Origin of the sequence: Peribacillus sp. NPDC006672 (genome assembly GCF_050274955.1) — a bacterium.
In the GTDB taxonomy this organism is placed as follows: domain Bacteria; phylum Bacillota; class Bacilli; order Bacillales; family DSM-1321; genus Peribacillus.
In genome coordinates, this window is record NZ_JBNNOR010000006.1 from 75563 (window position 1) to 96625 (window position 21063).

A 21063-nucleotide genomic window follows, 5' to 3' on the forward strand; every position below is an offset into this window, starting at 1 on the left:
AATTGATTTTTCTAAAAATTCTTTCTTTTGTTCGTTCCATATCAAAAAAATCCGATTATGGTCATTTCCCCATATCGGATTTATCGTTTATTTTTTTTGTAGAATAATAAAATCATGTGCATATCGATTTTTTTCATCGATGCTTCCTGGAGTTGAGGAGATTTTATCCCATTCATTTTCATCGATCATTGGAAAGAAAGTATCACCTTCAAAGGTTTCATGAATTTCCGTTATATACAGTCGATCGGCATAAGGAAGGATTTCCTTGAAGATTTCGGCTCCGCCAATCACGAAGACTTCATCCTCACTGTTGTCCGCAAACGTTTTGATCTGTAAAGTATCATGTAAAACTACGCAGCCTTCCGCTTTATACTCCGGATTGCGGGTAATGATGACATTTTCACGGCCAGGCAGTACCCTTCCGATCGATTCAAATGTTTTTCGGCCCATGACGATTGGATGGCCCATCGTCACTTTTTTAAAATACTGCAAATCTGCCGGTAAATGCCATGGCAGTTCATTATTTTTACCTATCACACGATTTTGATCCATAGCCACTATCAACGATATCATATGCTAACCTCACCTTTTATATGGGGATGGGCTTCGTAATTTTCCAAAACGAAGTCCTCGAAGCTAAAATCAAAGATATTTTTCACTTCTGGATTAATTTTCATGATTGGCAATGGTTTGGGATCACGTGTCAACTGCAGTTCCACTTGTTCAAGGTGGTTAGAGTAGATGTGGACATCCCCAAAAGTATGTACAAATTCGCCAACTTCCAAATCACACACCTGGGCGATCATCATCGTTAAGAGCGCATACGAAGCTATATTAAAAGGAACACCTAAAAAGACGTCCGCTGAACGTTGGTATAGCTGGCATGAAAGCTTGCCATCAGCGACATAGAATTGAAAGAAAGCATGGCAAGGCGGCAAGGCCATTTCGTTCAGTTCCCCAACATTCCAAGCATTCACTATCAACCTTCTTGAATTTGGATTCGTTTTGATTTGGTCGATCAATTCACTGATTTGGTCGATCTGCCTTCCATCAGCCGTTCCCCAAGAACGCCATTGATGGCCATAAATTGGACCTAATTCTCCCTTTTCATCAGCCCATTCATTCCAAATGCGAACGTTATTTTCCTGAAGGTAGCCAACATTTGTATCACCCTTCAAAAACCATAATAATTCATGGATAATCGCTTTTAAACTAACCTTTTTCGTTGTAAGTACAGGGAATCCATCTTTTAAATTGAATCTCATTTGATATCCAAAGGTACTGATCGTTCCTGTTCCCGTACGATCACCTTTTTGCGTGCCATTTTCGAGTACATGCTTACATAAATCTAAATATTGCTTCATGATAAACCACCTTTTCTACTTTCATTCTCCTTATTTTAACGTATTATAGCCCAATGTTTAATCTAATTGTTTAATAAAATTATAAGTCTCGGGTGCTTTTTGTCTAAGCAATTGATTTTGTTCGAAATTTACATAAAACATGGCAAACGTTTCTGCAAAGTATTCCTCAGGATAATTGGAAAAATACGTAATCCCAGGAAAAAGCCCATCCACTTCCTTACCCCAAATCTTCAAATAATCCATGTCTTCACGGATTCCATCATACACTATATTATCAATTGAGTGCCCAAGCTCATGCAGTTCCAAATTAACGGAACCATGCCCGTTTCCCTTGTCACTTGCCCCGATTTTAACCAATACCGTATGTGATCCGCCCATACCAGGCACATCATCCCAAGTTGTTTCTTTATTCAAATACCCACGCGGCGTTTTCCCCTTTAATTTAGCCGCAGATTGATTTTCAGTTAAAGAACCATTAAAAAGTTTGACCCTCACACCACTGTCAGCAGTTTTCACTAAAAGGGAATGGGGCAATTTATCAATGGTTCCCACAATTTTCAGTGCTTCCTTTTCATCGTATTCCCCATCTGGAAATAAAAATATTCTTTGCAATTCTTTATTATCCTTAAAAATTCCAGCTTGTCTTAAAAGGTTATCTTTGGGCAAATTCCGCCATTTTACTCCTTCATCCTTCGCTAGGGAATAGGAGAGCATTGAGAGGAGAAAGGCAAATAACGCAAGTAAAGTTAACCATTTTTTACTTTTCATAACCTTCTCCCCTTTCTTCATTTCTCATTAACGTTATGAGTATATATGTATTTTAAAGTCTCTGAACCTTCCACACTATTATATTAGTATAACATATTAATTTAGTGTAAAAACTCTATGACTTTTTGGTAATTTTGTCGCAGCTCTTCCTTTAGAAGAACCACTTTTCCAGTCTTTTCATATATCAATAGTATATAATCATATAAGGTTTAAGGTGATTGCATGGAAACCCATAATAAAAAAGCCAGCTTGAATGAGAACCGGGAACTTGCTGATGAAGTCCTTGATATCTACAGTTTAAAAGTGTTCATCATTCTCGACCTTTTTCTGTTCTCCATTTTCTTTGGCGTACTGCTGCATCCGCTACTGTCTTCTCTCTGGCTTAACTTTTTAGTGCCTTTGCTTTTCTTCAGTACGTTTACAGCCCTTCTTCAAATACTTGATATTTTCCAAAAAAAAAGCTGACATCATTTTGATGTCTGCTTTTTTTAAATGGTGATCAACCATGTTCTTTGAGCTTTTTCCCTTTCTTCAAATGAAATACGACCGTGGTGCCGAAAATCATCAAAATAAAGCTAAAAAATATCGCAGGCGGGATTTCGATCCCTGCAATGGCAATTAGCATTTTTATAGCAATGAATCCGATAAGAACGTAAGCGGCAGTTTCCAATTCAGGAACCTTATCTATCAATTTTAAAAATAACCCCGCCACTCCTCGCATCATCAAGACACCAATCATCCCACCGGTCAAAAGGACCCAGACCTTTTCACTCACCCCGAAAGCGGCCAAGACACTATCGACGGAAAATGCTATATCCATAAATTCCACTGCCGCAACCGTCCCCCAAAACGTACCAAACATACGGATTAACAAGCTGTTTTTACTAATTCCCTGGATATCTTCATCAATCCCAGCTTGTTTTTTTCTTTTATCCCGAAAGTATTTAAATGAGAGCCAACCAAGGTAGGCTGCTCCCATCACCTTCACCCACCATAGCTTAATGAGGAATACACCGATTCCAATCGCTACAAATCTAAAAGCGTAAGCCCCTAATAAACCATAAAAAAGTGCTTTTTTCCGTTGTTTTTCCGGAAGGTGCCTGACCATTACAGCTAATACCAAAGCGTTATCCGCCGATAGTAATCCTTCCATTAAAACGAGGGTTCCAATTAGCCCCCAGCTCACTGGGTCGGATAAAACCTCCACCCACATATGCCAGTCAAAAAATTGAGCATATGTTTGAATGATATTATTTAACAACTCTGACATGATAAAGACTCCTCTGCTACTATACCTGCATAATTAGAAACTATATAAAATAACATTCTTCCCTGTAATGTTAAAAAAACTCTACTTTATTTTACACACAAAATAAATACGTTGCATGACAACGTATCATTTAATGCCTATTAGAAGTTTCATTTTCATCATACTCTTACACATAAATAAAATCAAAGAAACGATCCATTATGAGAGCCTTTGTTTACTCGTCCACTCTGGAGGCGTATTTTTGTCCCAATATATTTTCCCTATATCATAATGGGTGGCAAATGAATCATGATAGGTATGATAGTGAAAATCGAACCAATACCCTTCCAGTGGTGGATTTTCCTGCCTGACATGAAATCTGATAATATCCTTGCCGCTGTTTGAATCATAAATATGAAAAATTTTCTCAGCCCTGCCCGCACTCGGCTGTTCAGTGATCGTTAATTGCTGTAATTTTTCATCTGGAAATTGGGCAGCCATTTCCGTAATGGCTTCTTCCATTTTTGGTAATATGGTCATTTTGAACTCATCGCCAATTTTAGGATTGATCTTATCGCCAAATTTCATAAATGAGTTTTCCTCTGCTTTATTCAGTATGCCCGATAAAAATTCTTCCCGGTTGAATCCCTCTTCAGGTTCAGTCGGTTGCTGTGAAGAAAGATAGGTTAACCCTTCTTCATCCACTAACCCTTTTTTAGTATCCTTTAACGAATCGGCTTCAGCAAGCCACGCCAGATCTGAAGGCGTTACAAGACCAAACGTCAAAACGGATAATAAAATAACGAGACTTTTCTTGAACCAAACCGCTGCTTTCAACTCACACTCCCCCTCCTTTTTTTGTATTATCTTTATACTTAGTATACTTTTATTTTTTAATAATTACGAATATATAGTTACCCATGTTTCAAAAATCAAAAAAAAGGATATATACATATAAACTTTATTAACCCGAACTTTTTCACTAATTATCAACAATTCTATATTTAAATGAAGGATTTTGACGATTTTTGGAGAACTTAATTAGATTCAAGTCTTTTTAAGGAGGGGTCTTATATGGCTTTGACTACGACTGCCATGGTGGCTTTATGTCTTGTAACATTAGCATTTTTCGTATATTTAACATTTGCTGATTAAGAATAATAAATACCTACGAAAAATCCCTTGTCATTTATCTCCAATGGCAAGGTTTTCTTTTCACATAAAGCTTACCTTTCGGCAGATAAAAGGACTGAATACTGGAGGAATCATTTTGGAAAACAACAATGAAAACACTAAAGATAAGGATTACAAGAGGGAAACCGCCACAGGAAAGGCCGGAATGGTCGTTACCGCTCATCCCGTAGCCACTTCCATCGGGGAAAAAATATTACGTGAAGGCGGAAATGCAGTCGATGCGGCTGTCGCCATCCAATTTGCCCTAAATATTGTAGAACCCATGATGACTGGTATCGGCGGCAGTGGTTTCCTTATGGTATATAACGCAAAAGATAAGGATACAAAAATATTCGATGGCCATGTAAGGGCACCTAAAGCTGCGCATCCAGACATGTTTCTAGATGAAAAAGGGGAAGTCATCCCATTTAAAGAACGTTCGATCGAAGCTACAGCAGTTGGCGTTCCTGGAATACTGAAAGCTATGGACGAAGCACTCAACGAATATGGAAGTAAGCCTTTAGCTGACCTCATCGAGCCCTCCATTGAATTTGCAGAAAAAGGGGTTCCCGTCAATTGGGTTCTTTGCGATGCCCTTAAAAACTTTGAGTACCGATTGGGTGAGGAAGCCCGTAAGTTCTTCATGCCAAACGGAAAACCATATCAGGATGGCGATTTACTGATAAAAGAAAACTTGGCGAATACCTATCGGATATTACAACGAGAAGGGATTTCCGCTTTTTATGAGGGTGAAATCGGTGAGGGCATCATTTCCTGTATCCAGGAACTTGGAGGGTTCATGGAACTTTCTGATTTAAAGGACTATAAAGCGACCATTGATGAACCAATGTTTGGGACTTATAAGGATTATCGAATTGCATCTTCCATGGCCCCTAGTGCGGGCGGATTCACAGTCATCCAAATCCTGAAAATATTGGAGAGCTTCCATATCGAACAATATGACGTCCGTTCTTGGGAAAAATATTACTTAATTGCAGAAGCGATGCGCCTGTCATTTATAGACAAAAAGGCATTTCTTGCTGATCCCGAATTTGCCGAATTGCCATTGGCAGGTCTATTGCATGATGAATATATAGCTAAACGCCGCTCATTCATTAATTTCAAAGCAAGGAATAATGCCATTGACTTCGGAAACCCTTGGATATATGATACCGTGAAACAAAGGGAAGTCATTCCACAACCAAATGACGAAGATATCAGTGAAACGACACATTTCACTGTCCGTGACAGATGGGGTAATATCACGGCATGCACTTCTACAGTGGAGCATCCATTCGGTTCGGGCATCATGGTTTCCGACTATGGTTTCATGCTGAATAACGAACTGACTGATTTCGATTCCATTCCAGGGGGCATGAATGAAGTACAGCCCAATAAACGCCCTGTCAGCTGTAAAAGCCCGACCATCATCTTTAAAGACGGCGAGCCGATCTTGACGCTGGGATCCCCAGGAGGACCGACCATCATCAGTTCCGTCGTTCAAACAATCATCAATGTACTCGATTTAAAAATGGACTTGAAAGCAGCCATTGAAGAACCTAGAATTTTCACTCCAATGGGCCCTCATATCGAATGGGAAGCAGGAATGGATATGACCAGCAAAGGTCACTTGGAAGCAATGGGCTTTGCCTTTAATGAAGTTCCCCACTCCATAGGGAATGTCCAAGCCATTCAAATCAATCCTGATGGCTCGAATTATGGTGCTGCAGATTCAAGCCGAGAAGGTTGTGCCATGGGTCTGGACGAGACAGATTATAAATCCTGATCCCTGATCACAGAATGGAAATGAAGCCAAAATGAAATTTGGATGTTTTTCTCTTTACTACCTCAAACCCAAATTCCTCGAAGCGGGAGCTGCGAAAATGGTCTTTCAACACGACTCGCTTTCGCGCAACCCGCTTGGCTTCTTTTATTATTTCCATTGATAAATCCTTACCTTCCGCAAAATGAGTCAATCCCTTGATTCCATTTGATTCCTGAATCGTTTCCTCAAACATCGGATCGAAATATACGACATCAAAATGATTATCCGGCATTGTTTTCAATATTTCGTAATGATCCGCTTGAATGACCTCTATTCTTCTCATCGCAGAAATCATCTTTTCTTCGGCATTCTCCCATGTCTTCATACCATGGTCCACGAGCAAGGCCAAATATTGATTTCCTTCCAATGCAACAACCTGTCCATGTTCACCCACTGCGAAACTTGCGACAATCGCATCAGAGCCCAAACCCAATGTACAATCAAGCACAGAATTCCCTTCATATATATCTCCGGCAATGAGAAATGGATCACTTTCGCCGCGAATTATTCTTTTTATACGGATCATTGCAAGGTTCGGGTGAAAAAAGAAAGGTTCTTTTTCTTGGTACCGATATAACTCCATCCGCTTTTTACCAAAAACGAGGCAATCATCCTTATCATGTTCCGATTGGATATCTCTCACCGACCGTTTTCTTCGCGCTATAAAGGGGATATGTAATTCTTCAGCTAACCTTTCGGCTAATATCATCGTTTCTTTATCGGCTCTTCCTACTGTAGTGACGAACATCAATCCTACCCCTTCATACTCTTAAATTTGAAAAGAATGCCCTGTTTCCAGGACATTCCGCTTCATCACTTATTTACTTGACTGAATGCTGCCAATAAATTTTCCATAATAGCTTCCATTGGCTGTCCCTCTATATCATGGCGAGGAATGAAATGTAAAACCTCTTTGCCCTTTAAGAGAGCCATGGATGGTGAAGAAGGTTCGATTCCATTGAAGTATTCCCGCATTTTAGCTGTAGCTTCCTTATCTTGTCCGGCAAATACTGTTACCAGATGATCAGGCTTATCGTCTGCCTGGAGTACGGCTTGGGTAGCAGCGGGACGGGCTAACCCAGCAGCACAGCCACAAACTGAATTAACGACGACAAGTGTCGTACCTTCTACTGAATCCATAAAGTTTTCAACCGCTTCAGCGGATTCCAACTCATCAAAACCTGCTTGCACCAGTTCCGCACGCATTGGTTTCACCATTTGTTTCATATATTCATCATATGCCATCGACATAAAAAAACCCCCTTGATTACAATTCTTCAATTAGTTTAATCATACTATATTCTTATGTGCATATGCAAAAATGACGCTTAGAGCTTTGCAAATTCGGCGTTCAAGTTTATGATCAATAATCAAAGATTCATTTACGCTGCAAAAAGAAACATGGTGACAGAATCCATTTCATTCTGCCACCATGTTTTAGTATCTACCTTGAATTAAACTTTCATCACTCCGCCTGAGCTGGCATTCGTCACAAGTTTGGAATAACGTGCTAAATAGCCTGTTCTAACTTTTGATTCGAAGCCTTTCCAATTTGCTTTACGTTTTTCGAATTCTTCATCGGAAATTTCCAATTCGATTTTACGATTGTTCAAATCCAACTCGATGATATCTCCATCTTCCACGAAAGCGATTGGGCCTCCCTCAGCTGCTTCGGGGGATATATGACCAATGCTGATGCCCCGAGATGCGCCTGAAAAGCGGCCATCAGTGATCAAACCGACTTTGGCTCCAAGTCCCCTCCCGACAATTTGGGAAGTTGGTGCCAACATTTCCGGCATACCCGGCCCCCCTTTAGGTCCTTCGTAACGAATGACCACTACATTCCCTTCTTTTACTTTTCCAGTAATGATTCCGGAAAGTGCCTCTTCTTGGGAATCGAAACAAATGGCAGGACCCCTATGGTAGCCACCAACTGATTCGTCAACTGCCCCCACTTTTATGATGGAGCCTTGAGGAGCAAGGTTACCAAACAATACCGCAAGCCCTCCTCGCTCGGAATGCGGATTATCTAACGGATGGATAACATCCTTGTCCAAGATTTCACAACCGGCAACATTTTCGCGGAGTGTTTTACCTGAAACGGAAAGGCAGTCACCGTTAAAGGCACCTGGTTTTTTGAGTAACTCATTAATGACCGCACTTACACCTCCGGCATTATGTACATCTTCAATATGATAATCGGATGCCGGTGCAATTTTCGCTAGATGCGGTACACGGTTAGCTATTTCATTTATGCGTTCCATTGGATATTCAAAACCTGCTTCATGCGCCAATGCGAGTGTATGCAGAACCGTGTTGGTCGAACCTCCCATCGCCATATCCAATGCAAATGCGTTATCAATTGCATCAATCGTCACAATATCACGAGGCTTGATATCCTGTTTGATTATCTCCATCAATTGTTTAGCGGATTTTTTAACGAATTCTTTGCGTTCTTCAGCTACCGCCAAAATCGTACCGTTTCCTGGAAGTGCAAGTCCTAAACCTTCTGCCAGGCAGTTCATGGAATTTGCAGTGAACATTCCTGAACAAGAACCGCAAGTGGGGCATGCAACTTGCTCGATTTCCTGCAGATCTTCTTCATTGATATTACCAGCTTGATAGGCGCCCACCCCTTCAAAAACGGATGTTAATGAAAGAGATTTACCGTTTTTGTCTTTGCCTGCCTTCATGGGTCCGCCACTTACGAATATTGTAGGAATATTGACACGAAGAGCTGCCATCATCATTCCCGGCGTTATCTTGTCACAGTTTGGAATGCAAACCATACCGTCAAACCAATGTGCAGATACAACAGTTTCCACGGAGTCCGCGATGATTTCACGGCTTGGTAATGAATAGCGCATACCAATATGTCCCATCGCAATTCCATCGTCTACCCCAATCGTATTAAATTCGAAAGGAACACCGCCTGCTTCGCGAATCGCTTCCTTCACTATTTTTCCGAATTCCTGAAGATGGACATGGCCCGGAACGATATCGATGTATGAATTACAAACCGCGATGAACGGTTTTCCAAAATCTTCTTCTTTAACCCCTGCTGCCCGCAACAGACTTCTGTGCGGAGCACGGTCGACTCCTTTAGTAATCATGTCACTTCTCATATTTGATGTAGACATTTGTTGTACCCCCAATTCCCACTAAATGTTTGACAATTCAATATAATATAATTTTTAGTATACTCTAAAAATTCTAACATATTTACATGCAAATGCAACCTTTCAACGTTAAATATCTGCAAATATCATTTTACTAAAATAATAGAGAACAGATTTATTTCCTTTAAAATACTGTATCTTATCGAAAATTAGCCATTTTAATATTTTGGAATGCCACCGAACCATATGGTCAAGCAATTATAAAAAGGCATACGGATTGAATCACCCGTATGCCTAAGAGTGTAGACAAACTCGATGTAAATCGAGTTGTCTACATTTTTTTATGGCTTGTATAATGTGGCCGTTGTTTGCAACGTAGGGCACTCGCTTTCCGCGAACGGTCCGCCCTCGGCGCTTTTACGCCTTTGGTGTCTCCCTTTGACGCGCTTTTACATTCAATCATCTATAGAACTCTATTCTGATTGGTTTAGTAAAAAGGCGACTGCTCCTTGTTCCACAATCGCGCTCGATTGATAAATAAAACCCTAATTTATATATTACCTACATTAGTGGTAAATACCGATTAAAGAATACAGATGTAGGTAAAAAACTATCAATCAAAAATGGTTAAAGTTGTAAATAAGTTTTGCATATAATCAAAAGTAGAAAAATTTCTAGTGAAAGTTAGATAGCTTATGAATTTTAAGAAACTAGGGGGAATGGAGTTATGATTGAAAGTTTTATACGAAATGGAAAAAGGAAAATAATTATCGATTTAAGCGATCAATTATCAAACGCTACTCGGGAATTTGAGCCAAATGCACATAAAATTATTTACAAAGATCATAAAGATTCAATTACAGTAACAGAAAAGTATTTAGGGCTTGATAAGTCTTATTGGCCAGATGAGGAAGGCTGGGCAGTAGAGGAAGTAACATTATCAACTCATTCCTACACCCATATTGATGCTCCTTATCATTATGGTTCTACATCTAATGGAAAACCTGCAAAAACAATTGAACAAATCCCCTTAAATTGGTGTTATGGAGATGGTGTCCTCATTAATATGACTTACAAGCAAGCTGGCGAAGGGATTAGTATTGATGATTTGCAACAAGAACTACAAAGGATGAATTATTCAATCAAACCTTATGACATCATACTTATTTACACTGGAACTTCCAAGCATTTTCATCAGCCTGGTTATGAGTACTTGCATCCAGGACTAACTGCTTCAGCAACAGAGTGGCTTATCGACCAAGGGGTAAAACTAATCGGGATAGATGCATGGGGTCTAGATCGTCCATTTAATGTAACAGCCAAAGAGGCAAAGGAAGGGAAGTCACAGTTTTGGGAAGCCCATATAGTAGGCAGACGTAAAGAATATTGTCAAATTGAAAAGCTTTGTAACCTTGATAAAATTTTAAAACCATGTGGTTTTACAGTATGTGCGTTTCCTATCAATATTGCTAATGCAAGTGCTGGGTGGAGCCGTGTAGTAGCTATTTTTGATGAAATTAATTAACCATTACTTGTAAGAAAATATATCTTTATATATTCGAAATACCATTATCTTCAATTAAAATGCGAATTTGTCTAGGTTGAGACAGGTCTTCATGAAGTATGACCCTAATTTTAGTTCCGGGTGGTTATGCTTGATACTATTAGCAATTAAGTTTTCAAATGCTCGATTTATTTATGTACTTCTTATCCAATGGCTGTTTTCTTATACTTTGTTGCTATTTACCAAGTAGTGCGGTGTGGTTGATTTCCCCTCCAGATGCTCGCTTTCCTTGGAGCGGGCGGTGAGCCTCCTCGGCGTGAACGCCTGCTTGAGTCTCACCTGTCCCGCTGCTCCCTTAGTAGTCTCGCACTTCCGCTCCAATCAACTTTAAATAGTTCCGTTTTAAAAACAACAATCTTTACGAAAAGAGCCTATCCAATAAAATAAAAGCCGATGATTCTGAACTGCACCCCAATTGTTAGACAACAGCTAACAATAGGAGGTGCAGTTTTTTTTGACCAAATATACGATGGACGAAAAATCACATGCAGTTTTAGAGTACTTGGAAGGGCAAAAATCTTATGAATCCGTTGCACAAGAAAGAAATGTAGGTTTATCCCGCCCCCCTTTTTAAATCCAATACTCTTACTTATATTGATATTGGTTCTCAAATCCAAGCACCTACATTACTAATTTGGCATCGGTGCTTGTCTAATAATATAGGGTGCAAAATAGCATTTAAAATAAGTGCAAATTATCTCCTGTGGGCTCATAGAGGCCCAATAATCTTGAACAAAATTCAATATGAATTTCAAAAGGGGTTCGGAATGAATGTTTTCATTCCGAACCCCTTTACGGAGAGGCTGTCCCATAAGTCCTTTTTAAAGTAAAAAAAGGCAGAAATGTTATTAAATCAACGTTTCTGCCTTTCACTTTACTCAATTTCGGCTTAAATAATCCTTTTGCCTGTTACCATTATAGATTCCATTAAGTGATTCCCATTTAATCTCACTTATCATTCGCTTGTCTTGATTCTGTCATTTGCTTCCAAACTGAACCTTTTGCTTCTTCCCCATTTTCTATGCGATCAATGGCCATCTTGACCTGTAGGGCCACTTCGAATTCAGGGTCCTGTTCCGCTTGCTTTAGAAGAGGGAGGGTCGTTTCATTTCCAGCTTCATATAGAAACATCGCCGCCCTCCATCTAACCAATTTATTCTTATCTGATAGTGCTTGCGACATTTCTCCCATCGCTTCTTCAAAGCCCAAATCGGATAAACAGTCACCGGCCGTTCGCCTTACGGCTGCACTTTTATCTTTCAATGCTTTATACAAGCTCGGAAGCACTTTTCTATCTTCGATCATACCCAAGTAAACAACGGCAAGCCTTCGAATGGAAACCTTACTGTCGGATAGTGCCATGTCCAATACTGGAATATCATCCACAGTTGGATCTTCCATTTGTTCTAAAGCCTGATACCGCTTTTCCCAACTTTCGGCATTCAGCATTTCTGCACTCAGTTTTATTTTCGGTCGTTTCAATAATGCTCCCTTTGTATCCACCATTTCTTTAGCAGCAGCCACTAGCCGATTAATTCGTTCTTCCGGATAAGCTGCAATCAGTTCATCCGATACTTCCTTCACGATATCTTCCATATCACCATATCTTACGCCATAATCCTTCCATTTTCGTAGCAGGACTACATTATCATCTTCTTTTTGGGCAGCGGCAATGCCCTTTATGAAATATTCCGGTAAAGCAAAACGTTTTTCGTGTTGGCTATCACTCGCTTTAATTTGCATCGGAATGCCCTTGAATTGTTGAATCGCAACCGTTACTTCACCGTAATGTTCATTTAATGCCGTTTGTTGATTTTGTCCTTCGGTTTTTTCCCCGAACACCTGACGAATTTGGACCAAGATATCTTTCCAATCATATTTCGCATTGCGCTCAACGGCTAAGAAGTCCGCAACATGATATACTCCCTTGACCCCATCGATTGTAAATAAATCTTTAATCAGCTGCGGTGCGTGTTCAGCTTGATCCTTCTTATAATTATTGCTTTTACCAGCTAATAGCTCTTCAGTTAAATTGATTTTCATTGTATTTGGACTTGGTGTAGGTTCTATCGACTTAATTTTCAATGCATTTCTCTCCTTTAACAAGACGTTTCCATGTACTAGATATTATCACAACGGCAAAAGATTCTCATGCAATTGAGATTGGCTAAAAAAAAACTGGTCCAAGTTCGTTCCCCTGGACCAGTCACCCCGCTCATTCCTCTTCCAATTTTTCCGCTAAATACGTCCATCTTTCCATCAAATGCTCTAATTTTTCCGTTAGTCCCTTTTCTTCTTCAAGTAACAGGCGGACTTGTTCAAAATCGCTTCCCGCAGCTGACATTTCAGACGTGATGTCTTTCAGGCGCAACTCGACCCGCTCCATGTTTCCTTCTATCTCTTCCCATTCCTTACTTTCCGCATAAGTTAGTTTTTTCTTTTTCTTTTCGGTCCGGTTCATCTGAGGCTCTGGTGCTTTTACTGGCACGGCCTCTTCAGTCTTTTCTTCCAAGAACTCTGAATAACTGCCATAATAGAAATCAATTTCAGCTTTATTCTTGAAGACAAGGAGTTGATGGCATGTTTTATCCAGGAAATACCTATCATGTGATACGGTAATGACTACACCTGAAAATGTTTCTAAATAATCCTCAAGAACGGTCAAGGTTTGCGTGTCCAAATCATTCGTCGGTTCATCCAAAAGCAGGACATTAGGTGCCGACATTAATATGTTAAGGAGATATAAACGCCTTTTCTCTCCTCCGGACAGCTTACGAATTGGCGTCCCATGCGACCCCATTGGAAACAAGAACCTTTCAAGCATCTGCGCAGCTGATATGTAGCTACCATCTTTAAGGGCGATTGAATCCGCTGTTTCCCGAATATACTCTATCATGCGCAGATTCTCGTCCATATCGACGCTTTCTTGCGTATAGTACCCTATTTTCACGGTTTGCCCTATTTCCAGATTTCCATCATCTATAGATTCCCGGCCGGCCAAAATATTTAACAAGGTGGACTTTCCACTGCCATTATTACCAACGATTCCAATCCTATCACCTGGTTTGAAGAGGAAGGAAAAATGGTTGATGATGGACTGATCCCCGAAAGATTTAGAGACATCCTGCATTTCCAGTACCTTTTTCCCCAGACGGGCACCGCTTAATTCCATTTCCAGGTTCTCGGTTTTCTGCTTATCCTTTACACCTGATTCCAATGTTTCGAAGCGTTGGATCCTGGCCTTTTGTTTCGTTGTACGGGCCTTGGCACCTTTACGGATCCAGGCCAGTTCTTTTTTGAATAGACTTTCTTTTTTCGTTCTTTCCGTCGATTCATTCTCTTCACGAATGGCCTTTGATTCTAAATAGTCTGCATAGTTCCCTTTGTATTCGAAGAGCTGCGTTTGAGCGATTTCCCAAATCTTATTGGAAACCCGATCTAAGAAATATCGATCATGGGTTACAAATAAAACGGACTTTTGATATTTTCCCAAATATTCTTCAAGCCAGGTAATGCTTTCAAAATCAAGATGGTTCGTAGGCTCATCCAAAATCAGTAAATCCGGGGTCTCAATCAAGGTTTTTGCCAGGGCCGCACGTTTTTTTTGGCCGCCTGACAGTTCCCCCAATTTCCTTGAGTGATCAGGAAGGCCCAGCTTGGTCAGTATCGTTCTGGCATTGGCACTTGTATCCCAAGCGCCAAGCGTGTCCATATCCTGTTGCTGTTTTAACAAACGGTCCTGTATTGCGCTATTCTGTGGATCTACTTGGAGTTGGACGAGCGTCTTTTCATACTCCTTAATCAATGAAAATACAGGCGTTGAACTTTCATACATATATTCCATGATCGTCAATTTCTCATCAAAATGCGGATCTTGGGATAGGTAGGAAATTGTGTAATCATTCGGATGATCCTTCGTTCCTAAATCACTGTCTTCCAATCCTGCAATGATATTCAATAATGTTGATTTACCAGTGCCGTTTATACCAACGATCCCGATTTTTTCCCCTTCGGTAATGGAAAAAGAAACATCTTTAAAAAGAAGCTTTTCCCCTTGTGTTTTCATTACATGTTCCATGCTAAAAACTTTCATAATCGTACATCCCATTCCTTATTAAATTCCTCTAAAAATCCAACCATATATTCATGCCTTTCACTTGCAATCCTCTTGGCAGTACAAGTATTGAGCATATCTTGCAAACGTAATAGTTTTTCATAAAAGTGATGAATGGAAGAGCTTTTCCCTGTCCTGTATTCCTCTTTTGTCATTTTTTTCCTTATTGACAATGAAGGATCAAACATGGGTTGTCCCTTTTTCCCTCCAAATGCAAATGTCCTTGCTATCCCTATGGCGCCAATTGCATCCAAGCGGTCCGCATCCTGAACGATTTCAGCCTCGATGGAAGGAAGCTTCAACTGCCCGGAACTATATGAAATTGTGTTAATGATCTGTTTAATGGCATTCACGCTATCAATTTCCAATTTTATTTCATCAAACCAATCATCCAGCTTTTTCGATCCCTCATCAGCTTCCCGGTTTAATTTATCATCCGGGATATCATGAAGCAGTGCCGCCAATTCAATGATAAACTCATTCCCTTTGCGTTCTTCTTTTGCAATATGTAAAGCCAGCTTACGAACCCGATCGATATGGAACCAATCATGGCCGCTGGCATCAGATTTCAATTGGTCATATACATACTTCTCCGTTAAATCAATCATCGTTTGATTCATTTCACCACTCCATGTCCTTTCTATTTTACCATGGTTCTCAATAATGTTGTGCTTTAATCTTCATTGAACCAACTGAGTCCAATCGTCTGTTCTCCGGTATGCACCCCGATTGCACTGCCCAGTGGGGATACATGTGTCAACACATGAGGAAATTCTGCAGAAATCATCTTTTTCCATCTTTGTGCCTGCTCCGACACAGCTCCATATAATATGGTGCATTCTTTTACTTTACCTGCTTCGACTGATCTGCGAAAATCAGTGAAGATCTGTTTTTCCGCTTTATTAAGGTTCCGGGGTTTAGATTTAGTATGAAGCAAGCCATTTTCGATTGAAATGATGGGTTTAAAGCTCAATAGGCTTCCTAAAATATACTGTGCGCTCGTTAACCTTCCGCTGCGATGCAGCTGATCCAAAGAACCTATTAATACATAGGTTTCATGATTATCTGCATATATTCTCGTTTTAACGAAGGCCTCATTGATGGAATGGCCATTATCAATATAATGCATGAGCCGTTTCATTATTAAAAGCATTGGAAAGGAAATAAGTAAAGTATCAAAAATGTCGACGGGGATCGTAACCATTTGCGCAGCTTGCCTGCTCGCGGAAACGGTCCCGCTTAATTCACTTGAAAGATGAACCGCAATGATTCGATCATAACGTTTTTCAAGCTCCTTATATAACTCTTGGAATCTACCGACCGAGGGCTGTGATGTAGTCGCGTTTTTCTTTTCCTCACTCATTCTTCTGTATAATTCCTCAGGTGATAGGTCTACACCATCTTCATATTCCTTCCCATCGATGATAACGATCATCGGAACGACGTAAACATGTTCATTCAATGATAATTCTTCGTCTAAAGTTCCCGTGCTATCCGTTACCCATGCAATTCGTTCCATGGTTTCCCCCCTCAATCGGTGTCTCCTATTATATTCAACTTTCCCACCATCTGTCCCTTTTAGAAAGCGTTGTGGATAAATATCTTGCCTTACAAAAAGAGCCCAACAGAAGGTACGTCTTCCGTTGAACTCGATATCATTCTTCATAATAATTTTTTTATATCCTCTTCCATTTCCAGTGGTTTTGTTTTAGGAGCATACCGACTGACGATATTTCCATCACGGTCAATCAAGAACTTTGTAAAATTCCATTTTATCGATTTAGACCCCATAACTCCAGGAGCATTTTCAGTCAGATAGCTGAATAAGGGATGGGCCTCCTTGCCATTGACATTCACTTTTGCAAACATCGGGAATGTTACACCATGATTCAACTTACAATAAGAATCGATTTCCAGATCATCACCAGGCTCCTGTTTCAAAAACTGATTACATGGAAAACCAAGCACAGCTAACCCATCTTCTTTATATTGTACATACAGGCTTTGCAAATCATCATACTGTGGCGAAAAACCGCATTTGCTTGCGGTATTCACTATAATCATCACTTTCCCTTTATAATCCTCAAGCGAGATGGTTTCGCCATTGATTTTATTGACTTCAAATTCGTAAATGGACATGTATGATCTCCCCCTTTAGTATGATGATGTCATTTTACAGTATTTAAAGGTACGTTTACCAACTTTTATAATCTTACCTTTTCCAATTATCCCGGAATCTTCAGCGCTTGTATGGATTGTATCAAATATTCTACCATATCTTCCAAATCATCCATTTGCTCTTCTTTTACAAGCCTTCCAAATGAAACTTTAAATAAAGATGAATGAACGGGTTGCAATTTTTTACTGACCGTTTCGCTGGTCGTCACTGTAATGATTCTCTGATCTCCCCAAATTTCTTCCAAATCGATCAAGAATTGTTCAGCAGTCACTTCATCAAGCTTTTTAGGAAAAGAAATGAAAATATTAACCGTGCAACCGGAATTCGTTTCATTAATAGTGGAATCGAGTAACTCCGAACTTAGATTTTGGAGTGACGCGTGTAACTCGATGACTCCGATAACCGAAATAGGCGCCAGCGATTCTTTCAATTCCATCTCAATCTTATATGATCTGGACATGTTTGCGAGATTCACAATATCATCACGGTTTATGACCAATATATCTCCAATGAAGTCACGATCATAGACCGCACCTTCCAATACCACTTTCATGTTCTCATATGCTGTAGGATCGAACAATCTCCATACACCTCTCCAACTTCATAAGTTTATGTATTCATGATCTCACCATTTTACCATCCCCGCGCCGTTTCCCTCAGGATTTAGAAGAAATTATTAAAATAGCTTTTCTATTCGGTAATTTTCTATATAATTAAAATATTATGATTTTTGAAGAAGGAGGCTAATCATGCCAATCAGAATTCCGGAACAACTGCCGGCTAAGGAAATTTTAGAACAGGAAAATATCTTTGTAATGGATGAGGGTAGAGCTACCAATCAGGAAATCCGTCCATTGAATATATTAATTTTAAACCTTATGCCAGAGAAAGAAAAAACAGAGGCTCAGTTATTGCGCTTTCTTGGCAATACTCCCATTCAAGTAAACATATCATTCCTGCGTTTGAGCACACATGAATCAAAAAACACTAGTAAATTTCATTTAGATCAGTTTTATAAATCATTTAATGAGATTCGCACGAAGAAATATGACGGCTTGATCATTACGGGCGCTCCAGTCGAGAAACTGGAATTTTCAGACGTTAATTATTGGGAAGAACTGCAGAATATCATGAATTGGTCAACCGAAAATGTCACATCCACCCTACATATCTGTTGGGGAGCTCAAGCAGCCCTATACCATCATTATGGAATAGGAAAACATGAACTGCCAGTGAAATGCTTCGGCATATACACCCATGAAGTCCTTGAACCAATTGAAAATCTAGTCCGCGGATTCGATGATTATTTTATGGCCCCTCATTCGCGCTATACGGATATTGACTATCAAAAATTAGTTAACCATCCAGAATTGAAGGTTCTGGCACAGTCCGATCAAGCTGGGGTATTGATAGCTGCTTCAGTTGATGGAAAAAGAATCATGGTGACCGGCCATTTCGAGTATGATGCCGATACCCTCGGTGAAGAATATAAGCGTGATAGGGAGCGAGGGATCAATACGCAGCTCCCTGAAAATTACTTTCCTGATAACGATCCGACCAAGGTACCCCTTCACCGCTGGAAGAGCCATTGCAGTCTGATGTTCTCGAATTGGCTGAACTATTATGTTTACCAATCAACTCCATATGAGTGGGATTGATTGGGTAAGGAAAAAGAAAGCGACTAGTTTTTTTGTAGGCATTAACTTTCGGCTATCATGAGAAACAACCTGAGTTTTTGACTCAGGTTGTTTCTTTCATGATTCTTTATTACCGAAATAAACCTCTTCAAAAGGTTGGACGACTACAAATCCTTTCCCTTCGAATTTCATTTGAACGGATTCACCGCTTCCCCTTCCAAAAAACGACTTTAATGAAACATCCGTTACGAATTCAGGCTGCAACTCCCCTGACCAAGCTACTGTGGCATTCGGGTCCGTATAGACTGGATTCCCAGATTCAACCATTAAAGTGAGTGGCTCATAATGGGAAGTGAATGCGACCATTCCTCTCCCCTCGAGTCTTACATTGAACAATCCACCCGCCAATAACCCTGCAATGCGCCGCATCATTTTTATATCCCACTGAATACCCGGCTCAAAAGCAAGTAAATCATTACCATTAACACAGATTGATTCACCATTCAACTGTAAAATTGATATCTTCTTCCCTTGATCGGCGACGTATAGCTTGCCGCTACCGGTCGCTTTCATCAAGGATGCACCCTCACCAGTCAAGGCTTTCTTGAAGAGTTTACCAAAACCATGCTCCAAGATACCTTCCCGTTCGAATTTAATATGCCCGCGATAAGAAATCATCGTACCCATTTTTGCCCAGATCTGCTGTTCAAGATTAATTTCCAGAATTCGTTCCGTTTCAAGTTCAAATAAGCCTTGCCCTTTATCCTGCTGTTTCGTCTTTTCAACGAATTGATCAATTTGATACTTCTCCATCACTGATCCTCCTTTTTTTGAAGGAGGAACAGCCACATGAACGATACAGCTTGTTTTAATTCCTTTGAAAAATGCCCCAATTTTGCAAAGTCCACCCCTCTCTTCGCAACGCCGGTGTCAGCAACCACCTTCCATCCTGTATCTGCTGCCATTTTTTCAAATTCCCAAGACTGCATTGTATTCATAATGACTTTATCTCCTAATAATCGTTGAAAACTGAATTTTTTTCGTGGTTCAGCCGTAGGACCAAGAATTCCAAAACAGGCATAGCCGCCCGGCTTAATTACACGTTGAATTTCCTTCATCACCGTTAATGGTTCACCTGTATATTCCAAAGAATTAATGACCAATGCCGCATCCATCTCCTCATCCTTGAATGGAAGATCATAAAAATCTCCTTGAATGAAAGAAAGTTCAGGTTGTAGAGCTGTTTTTCCCTTTGCAAATTCAATCATGACATTGGATAAATCGACTCCAGTTACTTCAAATCCCGCTTCGGCCAATTTTAAAGAACCGACTCCATCTCCACAGCCTATGTCAGCTACCTTCACTCCCGATGGTACATATTCAGAAAAGAACGGAATAATGTTTTTTCGGCTCCCCGATTCCCACATTTCTTGCGAATTCTTCGCCCACATAGGTGCAAAGACATCCCATTCCTTTTTCGACTCTTTATGCCAAGTATGTAAATTCATTAGACATTCCCCCTCCCAATTAACCCCCAATTATATTAGTACCTGAAGCATACTGAAATTACAATCCCGTTCGTTAATCAATACACAGTTTTCCCAAAAACCAAAATACAAGGCTTCATTATAGCTATTCTGCTCTTCATTAAAAAATCCTTTTTTAAAATACTTATTGATAAATGCCCAGTTCTAAATAACAGTGATGTCATAAAAAAATATCAATTTCCGTTTAAAAAAATGGATAAGTCGTTTTAATGGTGTTTCTACGAAGTATTTACAACTTAATTTAGTGTGGTTTCAATTCCTCGACAATAGGAAAAGGATTATAAACTGATAGCTCCAATCCTCCATGAATGCCATAAAAGACGACACATTTGATTCCATTAATCCCTCAGATATACTCCAGTTAGTATATAGAGCCAGTAGCCTGAAGATTGATTCTGCATGTTGCTCTGTAGCTGGCTTAAGTCGCATACAAGGCTTTCACCTCGTGTACATGGAAGTCGCATAAGTCTATATTGTAGTGCTGCTCAAGTTGCTGTAACTTTAGGAATAGAGGTGTATAAACT

General features: G+C 40.0%; 20 protein-coding genes. 4 read left to right on the plus strand and 16 right to left on the minus strand.

Annotation, left to right across the window (positions count from 1 at the left end; genetic code table 11):
- Window positions 1-87: 87 nt before the first annotated feature.
- From ACQKKK_RS11445 to ACQKKK_RS11455, 3 genes are read right to left on the minus strand one after another with little or no spacing between them, the layout of a single operon-like run.
- A complete protein-coding gene (locus ACQKKK_RS11445) occupies window positions 88-573 on the minus strand; it encodes a dihydrofolate reductase (protein ID WP_427616298.1) in 486 nt (161 codons plus the stop codon).
- On the minus strand, window positions 570-1364 hold the full coding sequence (locus tag ACQKKK_RS11450; protein ID WP_427616299.1) for a thymidylate synthase: 795 nt from the start codon (window positions 1362-1364) through the stop codon (window positions 570-572). The genes ACQKKK_RS11445 and ACQKKK_RS11450 overlap by 4 nt, the downstream gene beginning before the upstream one ends.
- A 57-nt stretch (window positions 1365-1421) precedes the next feature.
- Complete coding sequence (locus ACQKKK_RS11455) at window positions 1422-2132, minus strand: anthrax toxin lethal factor-related metalloendopeptidase (protein WP_427616300.1); 711 nt, start codon at window positions 2130-2132, stop codon at window positions 1422-1424.
- 222 nt (window positions 2133-2354) lie between these two features.
- Here ACQKKK_RS11455 and ACQKKK_RS11460 point away from each other — a divergent pair, with 222 nt between their 5' ends.
- Complete coding sequence (locus ACQKKK_RS11460; RefSeq protein WP_427616301.1) at window positions 2355-2597, plus strand: hypothetical protein; 243 nt, start codon at window positions 2355-2357, stop codon at window positions 2595-2597.
- 34 nt (window positions 2598-2631) lie between these two features.
- Here ACQKKK_RS11460 and ACQKKK_RS11465 read toward each other — a convergent pair whose 3' ends face one another.
- Window positions 2632-3402: a TerC family protein gene (locus ACQKKK_RS11465; RefSeq protein ID WP_427616302.1), complete on the minus strand. Its 771-nt coding sequence runs from the start codon at window positions 3400-3402 to the stop codon at window positions 2632-2634.
- Window positions 3403-3600: 198 nt separating this feature from the next.
- Complete coding sequence (locus tag ACQKKK_RS11470; RefSeq protein WP_427616303.1) at window positions 3601-4218, minus strand: YpjP family protein; 618 nt, start codon at window positions 4216-4218, stop codon at window positions 3601-3603.
- A gap of 433 nt (window positions 4219-4651) precedes the next feature.
- Between ACQKKK_RS11470 and ggt the strand changes: the two genes are divergently transcribed.
- On the plus strand, window positions 4652-6340 hold the full coding sequence (ggt, locus tag ACQKKK_RS11475) for a gamma-glutamyltransferase (protein WP_427616304.1): 1689 nt from the start codon (window positions 4652-4654) through the stop codon (window positions 6338-6340).
- 7 nt (window positions 6341-6347) lie between these two features.
- Here ggt and ACQKKK_RS11480 read toward each other — a convergent pair whose 3' ends face one another.
- The 3 genes from ACQKKK_RS11480 to ilvD form a co-directional block, all read right to left on the minus strand.
- On the minus strand, window positions 6348-7127 hold the full coding sequence (locus tag ACQKKK_RS11480; protein ID WP_427616305.1) for a class I SAM-dependent methyltransferase: 780 nt from the start codon (window positions 7125-7127) through the stop codon (window positions 6348-6350).
- A 65-nt stretch (window positions 7128-7192) separates the two neighbouring features.
- Window positions 7193-7630 carry a BrxA/BrxB family bacilliredoxin gene (locus ACQKKK_RS11485; protein WP_427616306.1) on the minus strand — a complete coding sequence of 146 codons (438 nt, stop codon included), beginning with the start codon at window positions 7628-7630 and terminating at the stop codon, window positions 7193-7195.
- A gap of 203 nt (window positions 7631-7833) precedes the next feature.
- Window positions 7834-9504: a dihydroxy-acid dehydratase gene (gene ilvD / locus ACQKKK_RS11490; RefSeq protein ID WP_427616498.1), complete on the minus strand. Its 1671-nt coding sequence runs from the start codon at window positions 9502-9504 to the stop codon at window positions 7834-7836.
- Between the two features lie 721 nt (window positions 9505-10225).
- Between ilvD and ACQKKK_RS11495 the strand changes: the two genes are divergently transcribed.
- Window positions 10226-11023 (plus strand): cyclase family protein, encoded by a 798-nt coding sequence (locus tag ACQKKK_RS11495; RefSeq protein ID WP_427616307.1) that lies wholly within the window; start codon window positions 10226-10228, stop codon window positions 11021-11023.
- Window positions 11024-12010: 987 nt separating this feature from the next.
- Here ACQKKK_RS11495 and ACQKKK_RS11500 read toward each other — a convergent pair.
- The 6 genes from ACQKKK_RS11500 to ACQKKK_RS11525 form a co-directional block, all read right to left on the minus strand.
- Complete coding sequence (locus ACQKKK_RS11500; protein ID WP_427616308.1) at window positions 12011-13147, minus strand: conserved virulence factor C family protein; 1137 nt, start codon at window positions 13145-13147, stop codon at window positions 12011-12013.
- Window positions 13148-13277: 130 nt separating this feature from the next.
- Window positions 13278-15155 carry an ABC-F family ATP-binding cassette domain-containing protein gene (locus ACQKKK_RS11505; protein WP_427616309.1) on the minus strand — a complete coding sequence of 626 codons (1878 nt, stop codon included), beginning with the start codon at window positions 15153-15155 and terminating at the stop codon, window positions 13278-13280.
- The gene (locus ACQKKK_RS11510) at window positions 15152-15796 is read right to left on the minus strand and encodes an HD domain-containing protein (protein WP_427616310.1); all 645 of its coding nucleotides are present in this window, start codon (window positions 15794-15796) and stop codon (window positions 15152-15154) included. The genes ACQKKK_RS11505 and ACQKKK_RS11510 overlap by 4 nt, the downstream gene beginning before the upstream one ends.
- A 53-nt stretch (window positions 15797-15849) precedes the next feature.
- Complete coding sequence (locus ACQKKK_RS11515) at window positions 15850-16695, minus strand: DegV family protein (RefSeq protein WP_427616311.1); 846 nt, start codon at window positions 16693-16695, stop codon at window positions 15850-15852.
- A gap of 143 nt (window positions 16696-16838) precedes the next feature.
- On the minus strand, window positions 16839-17315 hold the full coding sequence (locus ACQKKK_RS11520; RefSeq protein WP_427616312.1) for a glutathione peroxidase: 477 nt from the start codon (window positions 17313-17315) through the stop codon (window positions 16839-16841).
- 86 nt (window positions 17316-17401) lie between these two features.
- Complete coding sequence (locus tag ACQKKK_RS11525; protein WP_427616313.1) at window positions 17402-17935, minus strand: hypothetical protein; 534 nt, start codon at window positions 17933-17935, stop codon at window positions 17402-17404.
- Between the two features lie 169 nt (window positions 17936-18104).
- Between ACQKKK_RS11525 and metA the strand changes: the two genes are divergently transcribed.
- Entirely contained in the window at window positions 18105-19013 is a 909-nt protein-coding gene (gene metA, locus ACQKKK_RS11530; RefSeq protein WP_427616314.1) for a homoserine O-acetyltransferase MetA, read from the plus strand.
- 96 nt (window positions 19014-19109) lie between these two features.
- Here metA and ACQKKK_RS11535 read toward each other — a convergent pair whose 3' ends face one another.
- The gene (locus tag ACQKKK_RS11535; RefSeq protein WP_427616315.1) at window positions 19110-19805 is read right to left on the minus strand and encodes an AIM24 family protein; all 696 of its coding nucleotides are present in this window, start codon (window positions 19803-19805) and stop codon (window positions 19110-19112) included.
- Window positions 19805-20500 (minus strand): class I SAM-dependent methyltransferase, encoded by a 696-nt coding sequence (locus ACQKKK_RS11540; protein ID WP_427616316.1) that lies wholly within the window; start codon window positions 20498-20500, stop codon window positions 19805-19807. The genes ACQKKK_RS11535 and ACQKKK_RS11540 overlap by 1 nt, the downstream gene beginning before the upstream one ends.
- Window positions 20501-21063 lie beyond the last annotated feature (563 nt).